This is a genomic window from Tenacibaculum sp. 1_MG-2023 (assembly GCF_030547425.1).
Taxonomy (GTDB): Bacteria; Bacteroidota; Bacteroidia; order Flavobacteriales; family Flavobacteriaceae; genus Polaribacter.
The window spans coordinates 50960-71054 of record NZ_JAUORH010000011.1 but is presented as its reverse complement, the minus strand read 5'-3'; the positions used below and the strand labels follow the sequence as shown (position 1 = coordinate 71054).

20 protein-coding genes and 1 other RNA gene are annotated in these 20095 nt (G+C 30.4%); 10 read left to right on the top strand and 11 right to left on the bottom strand.

What is annotated here, in order from left to right:
- Positions 1-85 precede the first annotated feature (85 nt).
- From mazG to ruvX, 4 genes are read right to left on the bottom strand one after another with little or no spacing between them, the layout of a single operon-like run.
- Positions 86-865, bottom strand: a complete 780-nt coding sequence (gene mazG, locus Q4517_RS09260) for a nucleoside triphosphate pyrophosphohydrolase (protein ID WP_303508382.1) — start codon at positions 863-865, stop codon at positions 86-88.
- A 3-nt stretch (positions 866-868) separates the two neighbouring features.
- Positions 869-1291 carry a DUF5606 domain-containing protein gene (locus Q4517_RS09255; protein WP_303508379.1) on the bottom strand — a complete coding sequence of 141 codons (423 nt, stop codon included), beginning with the start codon at positions 1289-1291 and terminating at the stop codon, positions 869-871.
- 26 nt (positions 1292-1317) lie between these two features.
- Positions 1318-1902 (bottom strand): peptide deformylase, encoded by a 585-nt coding sequence (gene def, locus Q4517_RS09250; protein WP_303508374.1) that lies wholly within the window; start codon positions 1900-1902, stop codon positions 1318-1320.
- Positions 1903-1956: 54 nt separating this feature from the next.
- On the bottom strand, positions 1957-2367 hold the full coding sequence (ruvX, locus tag Q4517_RS09245) for a Holliday junction resolvase RuvX (protein WP_303508372.1): 411 nt from the start codon (positions 2365-2367) through the stop codon (positions 1957-1959).
- A 118-nt stretch (positions 2368-2485) separates the two neighbouring features.
- Between ruvX and Q4517_RS09240 the strand changes: the two genes are divergently transcribed.
- The 5 genes from Q4517_RS09240 (at position 2486) to Q4517_RS09220 (ending at position 8356) form a co-directional block, all read left to right on the top strand.
- Positions 2486-3301 (top strand): 2,3,4,5-tetrahydropyridine-2,6-dicarboxylate N-succinyltransferase, encoded by an 816-nt coding sequence (locus tag Q4517_RS09240; RefSeq protein WP_303508369.1) that lies wholly within the window; start codon positions 2486-2488, stop codon positions 3299-3301.
- A gap of 8 nt (positions 3302-3309) precedes the next feature.
- Positions 3310-4275, top strand: a complete 966-nt coding sequence (locus Q4517_RS09235; RefSeq protein ID WP_303508366.1) for a Stealth CR1 domain-containing protein — start codon at positions 3310-3312, stop codon at positions 4273-4275.
- Positions 4276-4277: 2 nt separating this feature from the next.
- Positions 4278-4832: an L-threonylcarbamoyladenylate synthase gene (locus Q4517_RS09230; RefSeq protein ID WP_303508363.1), complete on the top strand. Its 555-nt coding sequence runs from the start codon at positions 4278-4280 to the stop codon at positions 4830-4832.
- 72 nt (positions 4833-4904) lie between these two features.
- On the top strand, positions 4905-6905 hold the full coding sequence (locus Q4517_RS09225; RefSeq protein WP_303508360.1) for an LTA synthase family protein: 2001 nt from the start codon (positions 4905-4907) through the stop codon (positions 6903-6905).
- Between the two features lie 29 nt (positions 6906-6934).
- The gene (locus Q4517_RS09220; protein WP_303508357.1) at positions 6935-8356 is read left to right on the top strand and encodes a CCA tRNA nucleotidyltransferase; all 1422 of its coding nucleotides are present in this window, start codon (positions 6935-6937) and stop codon (positions 8354-8356) included.
- 57 nt (positions 8357-8413) lie between these two features.
- On the opposite strand, the gene Q4517_RS09215 is transcribed toward Q4517_RS09220, so the two are convergent.
- The 4 genes from Q4517_RS09215 to Q4517_RS09200 form a co-directional block, all read right to left on the bottom strand.
- Positions 8414-10240, bottom strand: coding sequence for an ABC transporter ATP-binding protein (locus Q4517_RS09215; protein ID WP_303508355.1), 1827 nt, complete (start codon positions 10238-10240; stop codon positions 8414-8416).
- Complete coding sequence (locus Q4517_RS09210; protein ID WP_303508352.1) at positions 10240-11949, bottom strand: phospho-sugar mutase; 1710 nt, start codon at positions 11947-11949, stop codon at positions 10240-10242. Before Q4517_RS09210 ends, Q4517_RS09215 begins: the two co-directional genes overlap by 1 nt.
- A 34-nt stretch (positions 11950-11983) precedes the next feature.
- Complete coding sequence (locus Q4517_RS09205; RefSeq protein ID WP_303508350.1) at positions 11984-12940, bottom strand: glycosyltransferase family 2 protein; 957 nt, start codon at positions 12938-12940, stop codon at positions 11984-11986.
- 79 nt (positions 12941-13019) lie between these two features.
- Positions 13020-13541, bottom strand: coding sequence for a DUF4199 domain-containing protein (locus Q4517_RS09200; RefSeq protein WP_303508346.1), 522 nt, complete (start codon positions 13539-13541; stop codon positions 13020-13022).
- Between the two features lie 176 nt (positions 13542-13717).
- Here Q4517_RS09200 and ffs point away from each other — a divergent pair.
- Positions 13718-13816, top strand: an RNA gene (gene ffs, locus Q4517_RS09195) — signal recognition particle sRNA small type.
- A 20-nt stretch (positions 13817-13836) separates the two neighbouring features.
- Here ffs and xerA read toward each other — a convergent pair.
- A complete protein-coding gene (gene xerA, locus Q4517_RS09190) occupies positions 13837-14757 on the bottom strand; it encodes a site-specific tyrosine recombinase/integron integrase (protein WP_303508343.1) in 921 nt (306 codons plus the stop codon).
- Positions 14758-14856: 99 nt separating this feature from the next.
- Between xerA and Q4517_RS09185 the strand changes: the two genes are divergently transcribed.
- The 3 genes from Q4517_RS09185 to aroQ all read left to right on the top strand — a co-directional run bounded on the left by Q4517_RS09185 (position 14857) and on the right by aroQ (position 16568).
- Positions 14857-15378, top strand: coding sequence for a hypothetical protein (locus Q4517_RS09185; RefSeq protein ID WP_303508340.1), 522 nt, complete (start codon positions 14857-14859; stop codon positions 15376-15378).
- Positions 15379-15568: 190 nt separating this feature from the next.
- Positions 15569-16054: an outer membrane beta-barrel protein gene (locus tag Q4517_RS09180; protein WP_303508337.1), complete on the top strand. Its 486-nt coding sequence runs from the start codon at positions 15569-15571 to the stop codon at positions 16052-16054.
- 97 nt (positions 16055-16151) lie between these two features.
- Positions 16152-16568 carry a type II 3-dehydroquinate dehydratase gene (gene aroQ / locus Q4517_RS09175; RefSeq protein WP_303508334.1) on the top strand — a complete coding sequence of 139 codons (417 nt, stop codon included), beginning with the start codon at positions 16152-16154 and terminating at the stop codon, positions 16566-16568.
- Here aroQ and Q4517_RS09170 read toward each other — a convergent pair.
- Both Q4517_RS09170 and Q4517_RS09165 read right to left on the bottom strand, forming a co-directional pair.
- A complete protein-coding gene (locus Q4517_RS09170; protein ID WP_303508331.1) occupies positions 16545-17732 on the bottom strand; it encodes a DUF4105 domain-containing protein in 1188 nt (395 codons plus the stop codon). The genes aroQ and Q4517_RS09170 overlap by 24 nt on opposite strands.
- Positions 17733-17800: 68 nt before the next feature.
- Positions 17801-18781, bottom strand: coding sequence for a YheT family hydrolase (locus Q4517_RS09165; protein ID WP_303508328.1), 981 nt, complete (start codon positions 18779-18781; stop codon positions 17801-17803).
- A 99-nt stretch (positions 18782-18880) separates the two neighbouring features.
- Between Q4517_RS09165 and Q4517_RS09160 the strand changes: the two genes are divergently transcribed.
- Positions 18881-19633 carry a phosphatidylcholine/phosphatidylserine synthase gene (locus Q4517_RS09160; RefSeq protein ID WP_303508325.1) on the top strand — a complete coding sequence of 251 codons (753 nt, stop codon included), beginning with the start codon at positions 18881-18883 and terminating at the stop codon, positions 19631-19633.
- Positions 19634-20095 lie beyond the last annotated feature (462 nt).

Sequence of the window (20095 nt, the reverse complement as noted above, 5' to 3'; positions counted from 1 at the left end):
ACTTCATTGTGTGAGATTCCTCATTTCATTCGGAATGACGGTAGTCGATTATTTGAAAAATTCCTTTGAATTTTCCCAATTATGATTATTTGAAGAATTCTTTCGAATTCTCCCAATGCACGTCCATTTCAGCGAGGATCATGTCAGAAAGTTGCTTGCCCTCTTTTTTGGCAGCTTCTTCTAAATACTGAAAGCGATTGATGAATTTTTTATTGGTTTTTTCTAAGGCATTTTCAGGATTTACCCCAATAAAACGCGCGTAGTTAATCATGGAGAACAACACGTCTCCAAATTCTTTTTCTATTTTCTCTTGATTGTTGTTTTTAATTTCGTCGTTCAACTCAGAAAGCTCTTCTTGAACCTTTTCCCACACTTGATGGGGCTCTTCCCAATCAAAACCTACACCTGCAACTTTATCTTGAATACGATTGGCTTTTACCACTGCTGGTAAACTTTTAGGAACGCCTTCTAAAACCGATTTATTACCTTCTTTTAGTTTAAGTTTTTCCCAGTTTTGTTTTACTTCTTCTTCGCTTTCAACAACTACATCGCCATAAATATGTGGATGACGGTCGATGAGTTTGTCTGAGATGGCGTTGGCAACGTCAGCAATATCGAAAGCTTGTTTTTCGCTACCTATTTTAGCATAAAAGACGATGTGCAAAAGCACATCGCCTAGTTCTTTTTTTATTTCTTGTAAATCGTTGTCTAAAATAGCATCTGCTAACTCGTAGGTTTCTTCAATAGTTAAGTGACGTAGACTTTCTAAGGTTTGTTTTTTGTCCCACGGGCATTGCTCACGAAGGTCATCCATGATGTCTAACAAACGATTAAAGGCGGCTAACTGTTGCTTACGAGTATTCACGATTTAAGCTTCTTCTGTAGTTGTTTCTTTAGCTTCAGTTAACGTACTAAAATCAAATTCAGCTTTTGCTAAAATGTTGTACCACTGAATTACTTTTTTAATGTTTGAAGCGTATACACGTTCTTCATCAAACCCAGGTAAAACTTCTCCGAAGTACTCCGTTAATTTATTAGCACTTTCTTTGTGAGAAATTGCATCTTTACCATCTTCTTTATCGGCAATATTTTTAAATACTTGCGCTAAAGGTACTTCTTCTTCGTACGTATAAATAGCAATGTTTTCTAATAAGCTTACGTTATGAGTTGCAGTAATAGGAAAACGTTTACCGTCAACAATAGATTTTACGATAACTCCTGTTTTAGTCTGTGATAAAATTTCATACAAACCTGGTTTACCTGTTACCGATATAATTTTGTTAAATTCCATGTCTTAATATTTTTAGTGTATAACTATTATCTCTTAGCATTAGGAAAACGCATGCGATATCCAGCGTTTACTTTCCCTTTAGAAATATTGTCTAATTTCTTTTTAATTAATCGTTTCTTTAGTGAAGAAAGTTTATCAGTAAACAAAATTCCTTCAATATGATCGTATTCATGCTGAAAAACACGTGCAGGTAATCCGCTTAACGTTTCTGTGTGTTTTTCAAAATTTTCATCTTGGTATTCAATAGTAACTGTTTCTTGACGAAAAACATCTTCGTTAATGGTAGGAATGCTTAAACACCCTTCATTAAAAGCCCATTCATCACCTTCTTCTTTAACGATTTTAGCATTGATAAATACGCGATTAAAGTTTTTAAAAACTTCTTTTTCCTCTTCACTTAAATCGTCATCTTCTGCAAAAGGAGAAGCATCAATAATAAACAAACGAATGTCTTTTCCTATTTGAGGAGCTGCTAAACCAAGTCCGTTAGCATTGTACATAGTTTCTTTCATATCGGCAATTAGTTTTTCTAACTGCGGATAGTCTTTATCGATTTCTTTTCCTACTTTACGTAAAACGGGATCACCGTATGCTACAATGGGTAAAATCATTTACTTTTTAATTTTAAGGAACGCAAAAATACAAAGAATGCCTTTGGTAGAAAATTATTTGTTGTATAAATACGATTGTAAGATGATTGTCGCACTTATTTCGTCTACCAAAGCTTTGTTTTGACGTTGTTTTTTCTTCAAACCGCTATCAATCATAGTTTGAAAAGCCATTTTTGAGGTAAAACGCTCGTCTACACGTCTTATAGGGATAGAAGGGATAGCTTTTTCAAGCTTCTGTAGAAAAGGAGTTATGAGTACTTCACTTTCGCTATCAGAATTATCCATTTGTTTTGGTTTGCCTACTAAAAAGAGCTCTACATTTTCTTTTTGTGTATAGTCTTTTAAAAATGCGATAAGTTCAGAGGTGTTTACAGTTGTTAATCCTGAGGCTATAATTTGAAGCTCATCGGTTACCGCAATTCCTGTTCTTTTTTTTCCAAAATCTATGGCTACTATTCTGCCCATTCTATAAGTTTTTGCAAAGGTAGCTAAATTAAACAAGGAAGAAATATCTGTTTAAAAAATGTATCTTCGCGGTGTATTATGGAAAGCAGTTTTATTTTTGCTGAAAATATTTAGAAAAATGACAGAATTACAATCAATTATAGAAAAAGCGTGGGATAATCGCGAATTGTTACAAGAAGAAACCATGATTAATGCTATTAGAAAAGTAGTAGATTTATTAGATGCAGGAGATTTACGTGTTGCTGAGCCAACTGACAATGGATGGCAGGTAAATGAGTGGGTAAAGAAAGCAGTAGTGTTATACTTCCCAATTCAAAAAATGGAAACATTAGAGGCTGGTATTTTTGAATACCACGATAAAATTCCATTAAAAAGAGGGTATGAAGCGAAAGGAATTCGTGTAGTACCAAATGCTGTAGCTCGTCACGGAGCCTATATTTCAGCAGGAACTATTTTAATGCCTAGTTATGTAAATATTGGAGCGTATGTTGATGAAGGAACTATGGTAGATACTTGGGCAACTGTAGGTTCTTGTGCACAAATTGGTAAAAACGTACACTTATCTGGTGGAGTAGGAATTGGAGGGGTTTTAGAGCCTTTACAAGCAGCACCAGTAATTATTGAAGACGGAGCTTTTATCGGTTCTCGTTGTATCGTTGTAGAAGGAGTTAGAGTAGAGAAGGAAGCTGTTTTAGGAGCGAACGTTGTATTAACAATGAGTACTAAAATTATTGATGTAACAGGTGATGAACCAGTTGAAATGAAAGGAGTAGTACCAGCACGTTCGGTAGTAATTCCTGGAAGTTACACGAAGAAGTTTGCTGCAGGTGAATATCAAGTTCCTTGTGCTTTAATTATTGGTAAACGTAAAGAGAGTACAAACAAGAAAACGTCGTTGAATGATGCTCTTAGAGAGTATGATGTAGCGGTTTAAGAACGTATATGGAAATAGATGTAGTTTTTATGTGGGTTGATGGAAGTGATCCTAAGCATAGGAATAAGATGAATACTTATTTAAAAGCAAAGAAAGAGCTTTCGAGTAAAGAAATAAAATCTAGATATAATCAAGTAGATGAAATTGAATTTGCTGTTAAATCTGTAATTAAAAATGCAAGTTTTGTAAGGAATATTTTTATACTTACAGATAATCAAGTACCTAAATTTTTGTTAGATAAAGAACAGAGAAATAGTTTGTACAAGAAGGTCAAAATGGTTGATCATATGGATGTTTTTAAAGGGTATGAAGAATATTTGCCAACATTTAATTCTAGAGCAATAGCAAGCATGCTATATAAAATTCCAGGTTTATCTGAACATTTTATATGTATGTGCGATGATTTTTTTTTAATTAATAAAACATCTCCTGAAGACTATTTCAAAAATAATGTACCTAGGTTAAGAGGGGAATGGAAATCTTTTGATGAAAATATATTACATAAAAAAGTGTATAAATCTTTTTTAAAGTTAATAGGTAAACCTAAAAAAGAAAGTTTCGCAGGACATTTTAAGGCGCAACAAATCATAGCAAAAAAATTAGGGTTTAAAAAGTATTATAAGCTACATCATGTTCCTATGCCTATGAGAAAATCTACTTTTAAAAAATATTTCGAAGAGAATCCAAATGAATTTATAAACAATATAAGTCATCGATTTAGGCATCCTTCTCAATTCTTAACAGAATCTTTAGTTAATCATTTGGAAATTAAAAATAACTCATTTGAATTATTAAAAGATTATCAATTAGTTTATATTCAGAATTTTAAAAAACCTTTTTTTTGGCTAAAATATAAAATACTAAAAAGATCAAAAAATCAGAATAAATTATTTTTATGTCTTCAAAGTTTAGATCAAGCTCCAGAAAATAAACTTAATTTTATTTTAAACTGGTTTGAATTGAAATTTAAATAACGTTGAATAAAACATCAAAAATATTATTTTTTTTAAATAAAGGTAGCACAATTCTCTACCCAACAGATACTGTTTGGGGGTTAGGTTGTGATGCTACAAATGAAGAAGCTGTAAAAAAGATATATAAATTAAAAAATAGGGAAGAATCGAAGAGCCTTATCATTTTGGTAGACTCTATTGAAATGTTGCAAAACCATGTAGAAAACATCCCTGAAAAAGCTTTTGAAATTTTAAAGACATCAGAAAAACCAACTACTATTATTTACAATAATCCAAAAGGATTAGCTTCCAATACCATTGCATCTGATAATACAATTGCTATTCGTATTCCAAAGGATGAGTTTTGTATTCAGTTAATTAGAGAGTTTGGAAAACCTATTGTTTCTACTTCTGCAAATGTAAGTGGAGAGCCTACACCAAAATCGTTTTCAGAAATAAGTGAAGAAATAAAACAAAATGTTAATTTTGTTGTAAAGGTTAATACAGACAAGGTTTCAACAAAAGCTTCTACAATTTTAAAAATAGAAAAAGATAAAATTATAACAATAAGAAAATAGTTTAATAATCACTTTCCTTATACTGTGTTTTGTAATATTAAGTTTATATTTTTGCAAACTTAATATTACTTTATGAGTGCTAGAATACCTAATTATCTAAAATACATTTTTACAAATGTTGTTGTGCTATTTGTATTGCTTTTTATTTTTAGAATTATTTTTTATGTGTTTTTTATAAATAATCTACCTGTAGATGCTAATGATATTAGCAAAGCTCTTTTTTTAGGTGCTAGGTTTGACTTAAGATTAGCAGTTTTTTCTTATATACCTTTGGCATTATGTTATTTGTTTATTAAAAATTTCTTTGAAAATAAAAAGTATAAATCTTTTAGCGTTTATTATAGTGTTATATTATATTTTATAATTCTGGTATTTTATTTATTTGATTTCGGACATTTTAGTTATTTAAATTTAAGAGTTAATGCAAACGCACTTCGTTTCTTAGAAAACTTAGGGATTTCTTCAAAAGTTTTTTGGGAGAGTTACCCTATTTTTAAAGGGGGAATAGGAATTCTTATATTTCTGTTTTTAGTGATAAAACTCCATAAAATAATCTACTCAACTTTCAAAAAGATAGATTTTACTTCACCTAAAAAGAATCGAATTATTTTTGGAGTTTTAGCAGTGTTACTGTTAGGTCTAGGAGGTTATGGTAGTTTAAAACATTACCCATTGCGTTGGAGTGAAGCTTTTTTTTCAAAAGATAAAAACATTAATCAGTTTGCACTTAACCCAATATTATATTTTTTTGATAGTTTTAAATTTAGGTCTGAAGGTTTTGATTTAGAAAAGACAAAAGAATATATAAAAATAACAAATAAACATTTAGGTATAAATTCAGATACGTTAAGTTTTACAAGAAAAATAAGTTATAAAGACTCTATTAAGTATCAAAAAAAGCCTAATATCGTTTTTGTTATGTTAGAATCAACTGGAAATGGAGCATTGGGTTATTACGGAAACCCTGTCAATAGTACTCCTGTGTTAGATAGCCTTTTGGATAATAGTATTAATTTTACCAACCATTATGTACACAAATCTACCACAGCAGGTAGTGTATTTGCTAGTATAACAGGTTTACCAGATGTAGACAATATAAAATCAGCCTCAAGAAACCCAATGATTATTGATCAACGTGTATTATTTGATCAATTTAAAGGTTATGAAAAGTTGTATTTTTTAGGAGGTAGTGCTAATTGGGCTAATATTAGAGCTGTTTTCCAATCTAATATAAAAGATTTAAAGATATTTGAAGAAGGTAGTTATGGAGAAACTGATAGAGCAGATGTTTGGGGTATTGATGATTATGATTTATTTAAAGAATCTGATAAAGAACTTCAAAAATTACACAATAGAAATATACCTTTTGTAGCTTACATACAAACAGCTACAAATCATATGCCTTTTACAGTACCAGAGGTAAAGGATACCTACCGACCTATACATGAAAAGGAAATAGATGAAGAATTATTAAATAAATCAGCATACCGAAGTTTAGCACAGTTAAATGCTATTCGTTATTTAGATTTTAATATTAAACGATTTTTAAAAAGAGCACAAAAAAGTGGTTATTTTGACAACACAATGTTCGTGTTTTTTGGAGATCATCAAGGAGGAATGAAAGATATTAATTATTATAAACCTACAGAAGATAAACTAGGTATTTTAAGGCATAATACACCTTTTTTTATCCATGCTCCTAAATTAGTAAAAGCACAAAAAATCACAAGGAATACTCATTTAGTAGACGTTGTACCTACTGTAATCTCACTAGCTAAAATAAATCATATAAATTATACTTTAGGTATTAATGCTTTAGACTCTACGAGGACAAACCATTTTTCTTTTATTTATAGAAATATTGATGGAGAGCCAGCATCAGGAGTTATTCAAGACTCTTTATATTTTTATCAAACAGTGTTTAATAAAAAATCAAAACTCATTAATTTAAATACAACTAGTTTAAATGATATTAGTAAACAATACCCTACTAAAACAAAAGAGATGGATAGTTTATTAAATAGTTTTTATCATAGTACAAAATATTTGTATTATAAAAATAAAAAGAAATAATACAGTATAAGGTTATTAAAGTGTAGTATATGCAAAAACAATATTTTAAAGAAGCCATTTCCGCAGAAATATTTCAATATATATATCAAGCAGCTAAAGAGTTACAACTAGAGAGTTATGTAATTGGTGGCTTTGTACGTGATTTTATTTTAAAACGAGGAACAGCCAAAGATGTAGATGTGGTAGCTGTAGGTAGTGGTATAGAATTAGCTCAAAAAGTAGCTGAATTATTACCTAGTAAGCCAAAAGTTCAAGTGTTTAAAACTTACGGAACAGCAATGTTACGTTTTAAAGATGTTGAAATTGAGTTCGTAGGGGCACGTAAAGAATCTTATTCAGAAGAGAGTAGAAACCCTAAAGTTTCTGAAGGAACCTTACAAGACGATCAAAACAGGAGAGACTTTACGATAAATGCATTAGCATTGAGTTTAAATGAAGATGATTTCGGATTGTTACTTGATCCTTTTGGGGGAATAGCTGACTTAGAGGCTAAAGTTATAAGAACGCCGCTAGATCCAGATATAACATATTCTGACGATCCGTTGCGTATGATGCGTGCCATTCGTTTTGCAACACAATTAAATTTCGAAATAGAAGAGAAATCGTTAAATGCAATTACAAAAAATACAACGAGAATTGATATTATTACTCGTGAGCGTATTGTGGTTGAGTTGAATAAAATATTAGAGGCCCCAGTTCCATCAATTGGTTTTTTACTACTTGAAAAAACAGGGCTACTAGAAAGAATTCTGCCAGAATTGATAGCTTTAAAAGGAGTAGAAGAGGTAGAGGGGCAAAAACACAAAGATAATTTTTACCATACGTTAGAAGTAGTTGATAATATCGCTCAAAATACTGATGATGTTTGGCTTCGTTGGGCAGCATTATTACATGACATAGGTAAAGCACCAACCAAACGTTACCATAAAAAAATAGGTTGGACATTCCATTCACATGAATTTGTAGGGGCTAAAATGGTATATAAATTATTTAAACGTTTAAAAATGCCATTGAATAATAAGATGAAGTTTGTTCAGAAAATGGTGATGTTAAGCTCTCGTCCGATTGTATTAGCAAGTGAAGTGACTGATTCTGCTGTGCGTCGTTTAATTTTTGATGCTGGTGATGATGTAGAATCATTGATGATCTTATGTGAAGCAGATATTACGACTAAAAACCCGAAGAAATTTAAACGTTATCATAAGAATTTTGAGATTGTTCGCCAGAAAATTAAAGAAGTAGAAGAACGTGATAGAGTTCGTAATTTTCAACCACCAATTACAGGTGAAGAAATTATGAAAACCTTTAATTTACAACCTTGCAGAGAAATTGGCCAAATAAAAGAAGCTATCAAAGAAGCTATTTTAGACGGGAAAATTCCTAATGAACATGATGCTTCGTATCAATTTATGTTAGAAAAAGGAATTCAGTTAGGTTTAAAAGTGAGCTAATAATAATAAAAGAGTTTTAAAAAAAAGAGAAGCATCATGCTTCTCTTTTTTAGTTTGTTATCCTAAAGATTGCATTTCTACCAACTTTTTGTAAGTTCCACTTTTAGATATCAATTCTTCGTGAGTTCCCTGTTCTACAATTTTGCCTTTTTTCATGACTACAATCATATCTGCTTTTTGAATGGTAGATAAACGATGCGCAATCACAACAGAGGTTCTGTTTTCCATCATTTTTTCTAAAGCGTCTTGTACTAGTTTTTCTGATTCGGTATCTAAAGCAGAAGTTGCTTCATCTAAAATCATAATTGGTGGATTTTTAAGAACAGCACGGGCAATGCTTAAACGTTGTTTTTGCCCTCCAGACAATTTATTTCCACTATCTCCAATATTGGTATCATAACCATTTGGTAAATCTTTAATAAACTCATGTGCATTGGCAATTTTAGCAGCTTCAATAATTTCTTCGTCACTTTTACCTTCAACGCCTAAAGTAATGTTGTTTTTTACAGTGTCGTTAAATAAAATAGAGTCTTGTGTAACTAAACCTTCTAGTTGTCTTAATGAATGTATTTTAAGGTCTCTTATATCTATTCCATCAAGTAGAATAGTGCCTTTATTTACATCATAAAAACGAGTTAATAAGTTAGCAATGGTTGATTTACCACTTCCTGATTGTCCCACCAAAGCGATCATTTTTCCCTTAGGAATGGTTAAGGAGAAATCTTTTAAAACATAATCATCTTCATATTTAAAAGAAATGCTTTCGATTGTAATTTGAGAGTTAAAAGATTTCTTATCAACAGCATTTGACTTGTCTTTTAAAGGATTTTCAGTTTCTAAAACTTCTAAAATACGTTCAGCAGCAGCATTTCCTTTTTTAACTCCATAACTAGCTTTAGAAATAGCTTTTGCTGGTGTTAAAATATTATAAGCTAAACCCATATAAGCAATAAAATCTTCTCCTTGTAAGGTTCCTTCTTCTAAAACTAAGATACCTCCATACCAAAGCAATACAGCAATAACACCAATTCCTAAAAACTCACTAGCAGGACTTGCTAAATTTGTTCTATTAAGTAGAGTATTAGAAAAATGGTAAAAACGATTGGTTGATTTTTCAAATTTTTGTTGAAACTCTTTTTCAGCGGTAAAGCCTTTAATCACCTTTAATCCTCCTAAAGTTTCTTCTAAAAGTGATAAAAAATATCCCTGCTCTTTTTGTACACTATCTGACTTTCGCTTTAAGCTTTTACCAATTAGAGAAATAACATATCCGGAAATAGGAATAAAAACAAACACAAAAAGGGTAAGCTTAAAGCTAATGGCTATCATTGCGGTGATCGTGAAAATAATAGTTAAAGGCTCTCTTACCAACATTTCTAAAACCGATAAAAATGAATGCTGAATTTCTAATACATCAGTTCCTATTCTAGCCATGGTATCTCCTTTTCTTTTTTCTGAAAAGTAGGCAATAGGTAATTCTATAGTTTTTCTATATAAATCGTTTCGAATATCTTTTAAAACACCATTTCTTAAAAAGGTAATGAAGTACATAGCTAAGTAGTTAAAAATATTCTTAAAAAAGAATGTAGTGATAACTAAACCTACAACTACCATGAGTGTTTTTGATTTATCGTCACCAGCAATTTCATGAACATAATAAGAAACATTCGCTTTAAAATAGTCAATTATTTTTGTAATGCTTTCAAAAACAGGTTTTTCAGTTACTTTAATAGCATTAGGTTTAAAAATAACTTCTAACATAGGCATTAATACCAAGAAAGAAAGTGTAGAAAAAAGAGCATATAAGATGTTAAATAACACATTCAAATATCCATGCTTTTTGTATGGAATAGCGTATTTAATAATCTTTTTAAAATAATTCATTATAGGTTCAATTCTTTTATAATACGTTGAATTTTAGTGTCTAAATTAGCTTCAGTTTCCTTTTTATTTTCAATTGAATCTAAAACAGACTTTACACTAAAATAGAACTTAATTTTAGGTTCAGTACCACTTGGTCGTGCAGCGATTTTGGTTCCATCTTCGGTATGATAAATCAATACGTTTGATTTAGGAATATTAATTACAGTTTCTTCACCAGTTAGTAAATTTTTTCTTATTGAAGATTGATAGTCATATAAGTATTTAACTTTTGAATTGTCAATTACAGTTAACGGATTGTTACGTAAGTCAATCATTATTTGTTTGATTTGTTGCGCACCATCCATTCCTTTTTTAACCAAAGAAATTAAGTGTTCTTTGTAAAAATGATGACGTGTGTATAAGTTTAATAACTCTTTGTAGAAAGAACTGTTTTTAGCTTTTGCATCAGCTGCCATCTCACAGGCAAGTAGAGCAGAGGTAACAGCGTCTTTATCACGTACAAAATCACTTACCATATACCCAAAACTTTCTTCACCACCACCAATAAAATTAAGTTCAGGATGGTCTTTTATCATTTTAGCTATCCATTTAAAACCAGTTAATCCAACTTTAGTTTCAACTCCATAATAATCGGCAATTTCATTGACCAAATTAGTAGAAACTATCGTAGACCCTACAAATTGCTTTCCGTTTAGTTTTCCTTGTTTTTTCCAGTCGTTGATTAAGAAATCGGTCATCATACTCATAGTTTGATTTCCGTTTAGTAATTTCATATTTCCTTCAGTGTCACGAACAGCAATTCCAATTCTGTCAGAATCAGGATCGGTTCCTAATACAATGTCTGCGTTAATTTTATTTGCTAAATCAACAGCCATTTTAAGAGCAGCTGGTTCTTCAGGGTTTGGAGATTTAACTGTAGGAAAGTCCCCATCAGGAGTAGCTTGTTCTTCAACAATATGAACCTGAGTATATCCTGCCCGTTTTAAAACTTCTGGAATAAGTTTTATAGAAGTTCCGTGTAATGAGGTAAATACTATTTTTAAATTTTCTCGTTCCTTAACATCAAATGTTCCATTTTTTAAGGAAGCTTCCCAAAAAGCTTCGTCAACTTCACTTCCAACAGAGCTAATTAAACTTTCATTAGCATTGAAATTGATATCTGCAAAAGCTAAAGAGTTTACTTCATTAATAATTTCTTGATCTTGAGGAGGAACAATTTGTCCACCATCATTCCAATATACTTTATAACCGTTGTATTCAGGAGGGTTGTGAGAAGCAGTTAGTACAATTCCTGCATCGCACCCTAAATAGTTTACAGCAAATGATAATTCTGGAGTAGGGCGCATATCTTCAAATAAAAACACTTGAATATTGTTAGCAGATAGTACGTTCGCTACCACCTTGGCTAACCATTCACTATCATGACGACAATCGTACCCAATAGCTACTTTTAATTCTTTATTTAAGTGTGTTTTATGTAAATAATTACATAAACCTTGAGTAGCTTTTCCTAAAGTGTATTTATTTATTCGGTTGGTTCCTGCTCCTACAATACCACGTATTCCACCTGTCCCAAATTCTAAATTCTTATAAAAACGATCGGCTAAATCGTCAGCATTAGTATCAATTAGCTGCTGAATTTCTTGTTGTGTTTCTGAATCAAATGTATCAGATAACCATTGTTTGGCTTTGTTTAAAATCTCTTTCATGTATCAAATTAAAAAGCGTACTAAAGATACGGGTTTAAAAGTTCAGTTTTTCTTTGATTGTATAATGTTTTTGTTGCGGATTACTTTTAATAATTAGCTCACCTAAAAAACCAGCTAAAAAAAGTAATGTACCTAAAATCATTGAGGTTAAGGCAATGTAAAACCATGGATTACTAGTTACTAATATGGCTTTTACTCCTGTAGAAAGTTGGTATATTTTCATAGCTCCTATAAAGAAAGCTGAGAAAAAACCAAAAATAAACATTAACGTTCCCCATAAGCCAAAAAAGTGCATTGGTCTTTTTCCAAATTTTGAAAGAAATGAAATGGTAATTAAGTCTAAAAAACCATTTACAAAACGATCCATTCCAAATTTTGTTACTCCATATTTACGAGCTTGATGCTGTACTATCTTTTCATCAATTTTATTGAATCCTTCGTTTTTTGCTAATACAGGAATATAACGGTGCATTTCACCGCTAACTTTTACTGCTTTTACTACTTCGCTTTTGTAGGCTTTTAATCCGCAGTTAAAATCATGCAATTTTAATCCTGATGTTTTTCGAGCAGCCCAATTGAACAATTTTGAGGGAATATTTTTGGTTACAACATTATCGTATCGTTTCCTTTTCCATCCAGATATTAAGTCGAAGTTTTCTTCAGTAATTAATTTATAAAGTTCAGGGATTTCGTCAGGGCTATCTTGTAAATCCGCATCCATGGTAATAACTACTCTTCCTTGAGTTAACCCAAAACCAGCGTCTAAGGCTTGGGATTTACCATAATTTCTTTGAAATCGTAAACCTTTCACTTCTTGATGCTTTTGCGATAACTCTTGTATTATTTTCCAAGAATTATCAGTACTACCATCATCAATAAAGATAAGTTCATATAAAAACTGATTGGATTGCATAACTTTTGCAATCCAATCATATAATTCTGGTAAAGATTCCTCTTCATTAAGAAGTGGTATTACTACCGATATATCCATATATTTTGTTCAGTGTTTAAAAAAGGTAAAGTTACAAAGTATTCGTTATACGTAAAACATTTACCTATTTAAAACTATATTAATATTGTTCTTCTTCTGTTTTTTTCATAATGGCACCTCCAATTGCAGAAATAATAAATCCGAAAAAAGCAGAAACTACTAAAGCTAAAGGAGCTGTTATCACTGGACTGTTAAACTTTTTAGCCATTGTTTCTGAAGCTTCTATTTGTTCGTCCGTCATACCAGCGTCAATCCAAGCTTGTTTTTGTACTTCCATCATTTGTGCTTGAAAATCAGGCTCTATTATATTAGTGAAGATTAATGTGTAAATAGTTGAAATTACAGCACTAATTACTGCTATACCTACACCTACTTTTAAAGCTTGACCAAAAGTTAGAAAGCCATTATTATCAGTTTTAAACTTTTTAATACCTAGTATAATAAGTATAATCATTACAATAAAACCAATTATACCACTTAACCATCCAAATTTTATTAATGTTCCTGTGGCATAAAATGCTAAATGAATAAAAACGCCAATAAGACCTAAGTATAATCCGTAATTTAAAATAATGTTTTTACTGTTTGTTTGATTTTCCATTGTGTGAATTTAGTTAGTGATACAAATATATTCTTTTTACTGTTATGTTTATTTTTTACTGCTAAAAGCAAAAAAATATAGACAACAAATTATTAGTATTCAAAAACTTAGAAATGTTACAAAATTTTTATGCAAATTTTATTGTTTTTTACGAAAAAATGGTTGTAAATTTGCCTCGGCAAGTCCTACACAACCAGCTCCCTTTGAATCCCCCAGGGTGGGAACGCAGCAAGGGTATTAGGTTGTAGCGGTGTGATGTAGGTAGCTTGCCTTTTTTTGTACCCAAAAGTTTCGTTTATTCTTCTTCTGTTAAATTCAAATTACTTCTAGGATGGTGTAGTTCAACAACTTCTTTAAGATAGCTATTATCTAAATGAACATATATTTCTGTTGTAGTAATACTTTCATGTCCTAATAATTGTTGAATAACACGTAAATCTGCTCCATTTTTTAGTAAATATGTAGCAAAGGAGTGTCTTAATGTATGTGGACCAATACTTTTTTTTAGATTTATTTTCTGAGCTAATTCTTTTAAAATAATAAATATCATTTGCCGTGTTAATCGTTTTCCTCTTCTGTTTAAGAAAACAGTATCTTCATCCTCCTTTTTAGGTGTTATTAGAGGTCTAATTTCATCTATATAAAAGTTAAGTCTATGAATTGTTGTAATGTGTATTGGAACAAAACGATATTTATTTCCTTTACCCAGTATTTGTATATAACCTTCTTCAAAAAATAAATCAGATAATTGTAAATTAATCAATTCACTTACACGTAAACCACAACTGTAAATGGTTTCAATAATAGTCTTGTTGCGTTCTCCTTGTGGATGGCTTAAATCGATAGCAGCAATTAATTTATCTATCTCTTCTTTTTCTAAGGTGTCAGGGAGTTTTCTAATAATATTTGGGCTTTCAATTAAATCGGTTGGATTATCTTGTCGATAATCTTCAAATACCAAAAAATCAAAAAAGCTACGTAAACCTGAAATTAATCTAGCTTGACTACGAGCATTAATACTTTTGCTAGTTTCATAGATGAATTGCTGAATAGTCTCTGTAGTTGTATGAATTGGAGAAGGAGAGTTTTCTAGATTATCTACAAATAAAAAAAGCTTATTTACATCTCTTTTGTAACTATCTATAGAGTTTTTTGAAAGCCCTCTTTCAATTTTTAAAAAATTGATATAATCGGATATTGCTTGGTTCCAGTTCATTATAAAAAAAATAACTATTTTTTAAAAAAAAGTATATTGATATATGTAAAAATAAAATTATTTTTGCGGCACAAACTTAAAATTATAAATTTAAAAATTATGAAAAAATTATTATTAGTAATTGCTATGGTAGCTGTTAGTTTTACAGCTAATGCACAAGAAGCTAACGGACAAACAGCAAAAGGGAAGTGGTTAGTAGAAGGTAACACTGGTTTTGGAGCTGCTCATGGAGCTGCTACAGGTTTTCAGTTATCATCTGTTGATACACCAGCTGGGTCAGAAACTGTATGGGGAATTGGAGCTGAAGCTGGATATTTCATCATGGATGATTTAGCTATTAAGTTAGGTTTAGGATATAATGATAGAGGTGCTGATGATGCTTTTTCTTACAAGATTGGAGCAAAATACTACATTTCTAGTATGATTCCAGTACAAATTGATTACTCAGGAGCTTCTTATGATGCTTATGATGCTTCATATTTAGGATTCCAAGCAGGTTATGCTATTTTCTTAGGAGATATGGTAAGTATAGAGCCAGGGTTAAGATATAACTTAGGTTTAGGTGATACAGAAGATATCAACACTTTCCAACTTAATGTTGGGTTTGCATTACACTTCTAAGAAGAATATCAATAAAGAGTAAAAAAGGAAGCAAATTTGCTTCCTTTTTTTATTTTAAATATAAGTGTTTTGTTTTTAGTGTTTTAAGTTTTAAAATAGATTTGTAAGACTTTTTTTAAAAAAAGAGCAACTAGATTCTTAATTAAATGTATCTTTGCCGGCTCAAAACAAAACTTATAAAACAAAAATTATGAAAAAATTTTTAGTAGTTGCTATGATGGCTTTCGGTTTAGCTGTTAACGCACAAGAAACAGAATTAAACGTTGGTGGTACTATTGGTTTACCTGTTGGAGATGCTGATGAAGCTAATGTAACTGGAGCAATTGAAGCTAATTATTTATTTAATGTTGCTGAAGGTTTTAAAGTAGGACCATCTGTATCTTATTTACATTTTCAAGGAGAAGGAGCTGACTTAGCTTTTATTCCTGTAGCTGTAGCAGGTCGTTATAGTTTTGCTGATAAATTTTCAGTAGGAGCTGACTTAGGTTATGGTATTGGTGTAAGACCTTCGGGAAACACTGAAAGTGGTTTTTACTTCAGACCAATCGTTGGTTACCAAGTAACTGAAAAAATTAACTTACATGTAGACTATACAGGTGTTGTATTAGATACTGATTATGTTAATATAACTCCAGCTACAATTGGAATTGGAGGAACTTATTCTTTCTCTTTATAGTAAGAAATTTACAATAAGAAGAAAAAGGAAGCAAATTTGCTTCCTTTTTTTATGCTTAAAAGTTAAAAAGAGTATTTTTACCTTATAAATATGAAGTATGAAAAAAATAATTATAATCAACGGGCCTAATTTAAACTTGTTAGGAAAAAGAGAACCTGAAATTTACGGATCAAATTCTTTTGAAGATTTTTTTAAGGAACTAAAGAATAATTATAAGAATGCGATTTTAGAATATTTTCAGTCGAATATCGAAGGAGAAATAATAGATAAATTGCATGAAGTGGGATTTGATTATGATGGTGTTATCTTAAATGCAGCAGCTTACACCCATACTTCTGTTGGTATTGGTGATGCTGTAAAAGGTATAGAAACTCCTGTGGTTGAAGTACATATTTCAAATATACATGCACGTGAGGAGTTTCGTCATGTTAGTTATATAGCTCCGAACGCTAAAGGAGTTGTTTTTGGCTTTGGTTTACAAGGATATGAACTAGCGATTCAAAGTTTTCTGTAAATACCAATAGCGAACTCCCAATAATATAAATAAGGGAATTGTAGGGTAGGTATATAACTGTACTTTAGTTAACCATACAAATGGTATAATTATTAAAAAAAATAATAGAACTAGACAGTATTTGTAAACCCAAATAGGAGGTTCTTTTTTTAACAAGGAAAAGGCTACAATTATATTTGGAGCAAACGCCCATAAAAAGTTAAAGTTATTTGGAGCTGTGGAGTGATTGGTAAAGAACCATAAAAACACAATTAACAAGCCTAAAGTTCCTGTGGTGAAAAATAAAACAAAATCGATCCATCTGCTTCTTTTAGAGTTTTTAATGTCTTTGTAAGTAATAAATAACCCAAATAAAGAAAACAATAAAATTGCTAAAAAAGGACTAATAGCATCACTTTTGGATTCCTTTTCATTGAAATCGAGCAATGTATTTGTCTTTAGTACTAAATCTTCTTCTTTTTCATTTTTAATGATTTTAGATACATTTAAAGCGGTAAAAACATAATCAGGAAGGTATAAATATTCTGAAGGTGTAGCAATTTTATCTAACTTACTACCAAGTGCAATGTTAATTCCTAAACTACCCCAAGTATTTGGATTGATTTCTTTATTCATCAATTGTCTTAATGATAAATTTTCTTTGACAAAATCATCTTTAAAAACTAAATTATCACCTGTAATTTTCTGAATAATATCACGGGGTCTAGTAGCACAATTATCAAAATAAGGATCGTAAAAATAACTTGCATTTTCAGGCAACACATTTGTTTCTAAAAACTGAAAAAACTTATTTCTTTGTTGTTGTGTTAAATTTAAAACTTGCTCTTTAACCCAACGTTTATCTTGTTGTGCACTTTTTAATGATAAATAAAAAGGGTAACGAGCCAATTTATATTTCATAAAACCTTTTGTAAAGTTTACATAAAAGTTAGGGTCGTCAAAATCAAAAATACCATAATTGTAAAGTAAATCTAACTGTAAAACGGGGTCTTTAACCCGAATAGCAGTATGACCAAATTTTTCGTATAATTCTTCTCCAGGACCAGAGGTAATAATACTTATTTGAGAGAACTTAGATAAACCTAATGAGTTTGTTTTTTGAGAAAAAACAGTGTTTATGGTAAATAAAACTAAAAGAAAAAAAGTATATTTTTTTATCATCATAAATTCTAACAAGATATGTATTGGTATTTTACAAATATCATAAATACAATTAATATAACTAAAGCTTTTTAAGGATATTGTTTTAGAATAGTTTTTTGAATAAATTGAGCTATTTGTTGTTCTAGCCATCTGTTCTCAGTACTAGAAAAAGAAGACATAAATCCAACATGACCACCATAATTTGGTGTGGATAGATAAAAGTTTTTCATGTTTTTTGCTTCTTTTATTGGGTAACATTCTTTTGATAAAAAACTATCATCTAAAGCATTTATGAGTAATGTAGGTACTTTTATTTCTGGAATGAAAGGTTTGGCACTGGCTTTTTGCCAATAATCTTCTGAACTTTTAAAGCCAAAAACAGGGACTGTATATTGTTTTTCCAAATGTCTAAACTTGCTTGCTTTAAATAGTAATTCTTTGTCGAGCTGAAAATCAGGAAACTTTTCGGCTTTCTGTAACAGTTTTAACTTCATAGTACGTAAAAACTCATTTAGGTAAATTTTGTTTTTTAGTTTGTTTAATTCAGCTTGAGAAGAAGTTAAATCTACAGGAACAGAAACAGCAACACCTCCTTTTACTTCTGAAGGTATATCGCTATACTCTCCTAAGTATTTTAAAGTTAAATTTCCTCCTAAACTAAAGCCAATGATTATAATGTTTTCATAATTATAACTACTTTTTAAGTACTTAATGACAAAATCAACATCGTCTGTTTTTCCACTATGATAAGTTTCTAAAAGTACATTATCTTCTCCGCTACACCCTCTTAAATTCATACAAACTGTGTCAAAGCCTATTTTATTTAAATGATTAGATGTTGTAATCATATAATTTGACTCTGAACTACCTTCTAATCCATGAATTAATAAGACGAGTGTTTTAGATTCGACTAAAGAAAAGTCTAAATCGATAAAATCAGCATCCCAAGTAGTAATTCTTTTTCGTTGGTAATTAATTGTGTCTTTCATAAACAAAGGACGATATACCGTATTAAAATGTGTATTTCTAAAAGGTAAACTGGGAGAAAATGTTTTGGTAATTATAGGCATGTTTTTCGTACTAGCGGTTTTTAACAAATATGATAAAAAAAGACTTAAATGTAAAACTGATTAAATGATTTCTTATTTTCGCTATAAATTAAGAATACTATGAATATCAAAAAATATATCCCCAATTTACTGACTTTAGGAAATTTGTTATGTGGTACTATTGCTACTGTTTTTGCTATTAAAGGTGATTTTTTTGCAACAGCTGTTTTAGTTATGTTAGGGATTCTTTTTGATTTTTTTGATGGATTTGCTGCGCGTATGTTAAAAGTACAAGGTGAATTAGGAAAACAGTTAGATAGTCTAGCGGATATGGTAACGAGTGGGGTAGTACCAGGAATTGTAATGATGCAAATGCTAGTAAATGCTTTAGATATTGATGCTGTTGGATACTTTGGAGTTGATGAATATGGAGTAACAGGAAGTAATTTGCCTTATTTAGGGTTGTTGTTAACATTAGGAGCAGGATATCGCTTAGCGAAATTTAATATTGATGAACGACAGTCGGATAGTTTTATAGGGGTGCCTACACCGGCTATGAGTTTGTTTGTAATTTCTTTACCATTAATTGCTCAGTTTGATCAAGAATCGTTTTTAATAGGCTTTATTGAAAATCAATACTTTTTAATACTAATTACAGTATTATTTACATACTTAATGAATGCTGAAATACCGTTATTTTCTTTAAAATTTAAAAACTTTTATTTTAAAGATAACGTGATTAAGTATGTGTTTTTAGTTTTATCAATTATATTAATTATCACTTTAAAAATAGTAGCAATTCCAATGATTATTCTTTCTTATGTGGTATTGTCTGTTGTGAGTAATTCAGATAAAAAACTTTCTTCAAAATAGAATTCAAAAAAAATAAGGTTACATCTTAAATGAAACAAAAAAACACGTTGATTATCAACGTGTTTTTTGTTTTGATTTTGAAAGTTATTTTTAGGTATTTTTTTGAGGTTCAAAAATGTTACTTATAAAATGGTAATTGTCTAAAGATATTTTATCTTCAACAAAGGCTTTATCCATCAATTTATTTTTTGAAAACTCTCCGTTCTTATACACATCCCAGTTCTCGTTGTTTCTATTGGTTAATGTAACTCTATCTGAATCTATTTTAAAGTTACACCAATCGTTATAATTGGCTATTTTTTTATAGCTATGATCAGACACTTTAATATTCCCTTTTACATTTAAACCTTCTATATCAATACATAAATTACAGAAATTAATGAAACTCATACTATCCGCAGGTATAACAAGAAATGAATTAGTATTCCCTTTTTTTCTATATAGCTTAAAACCATCTTTTAA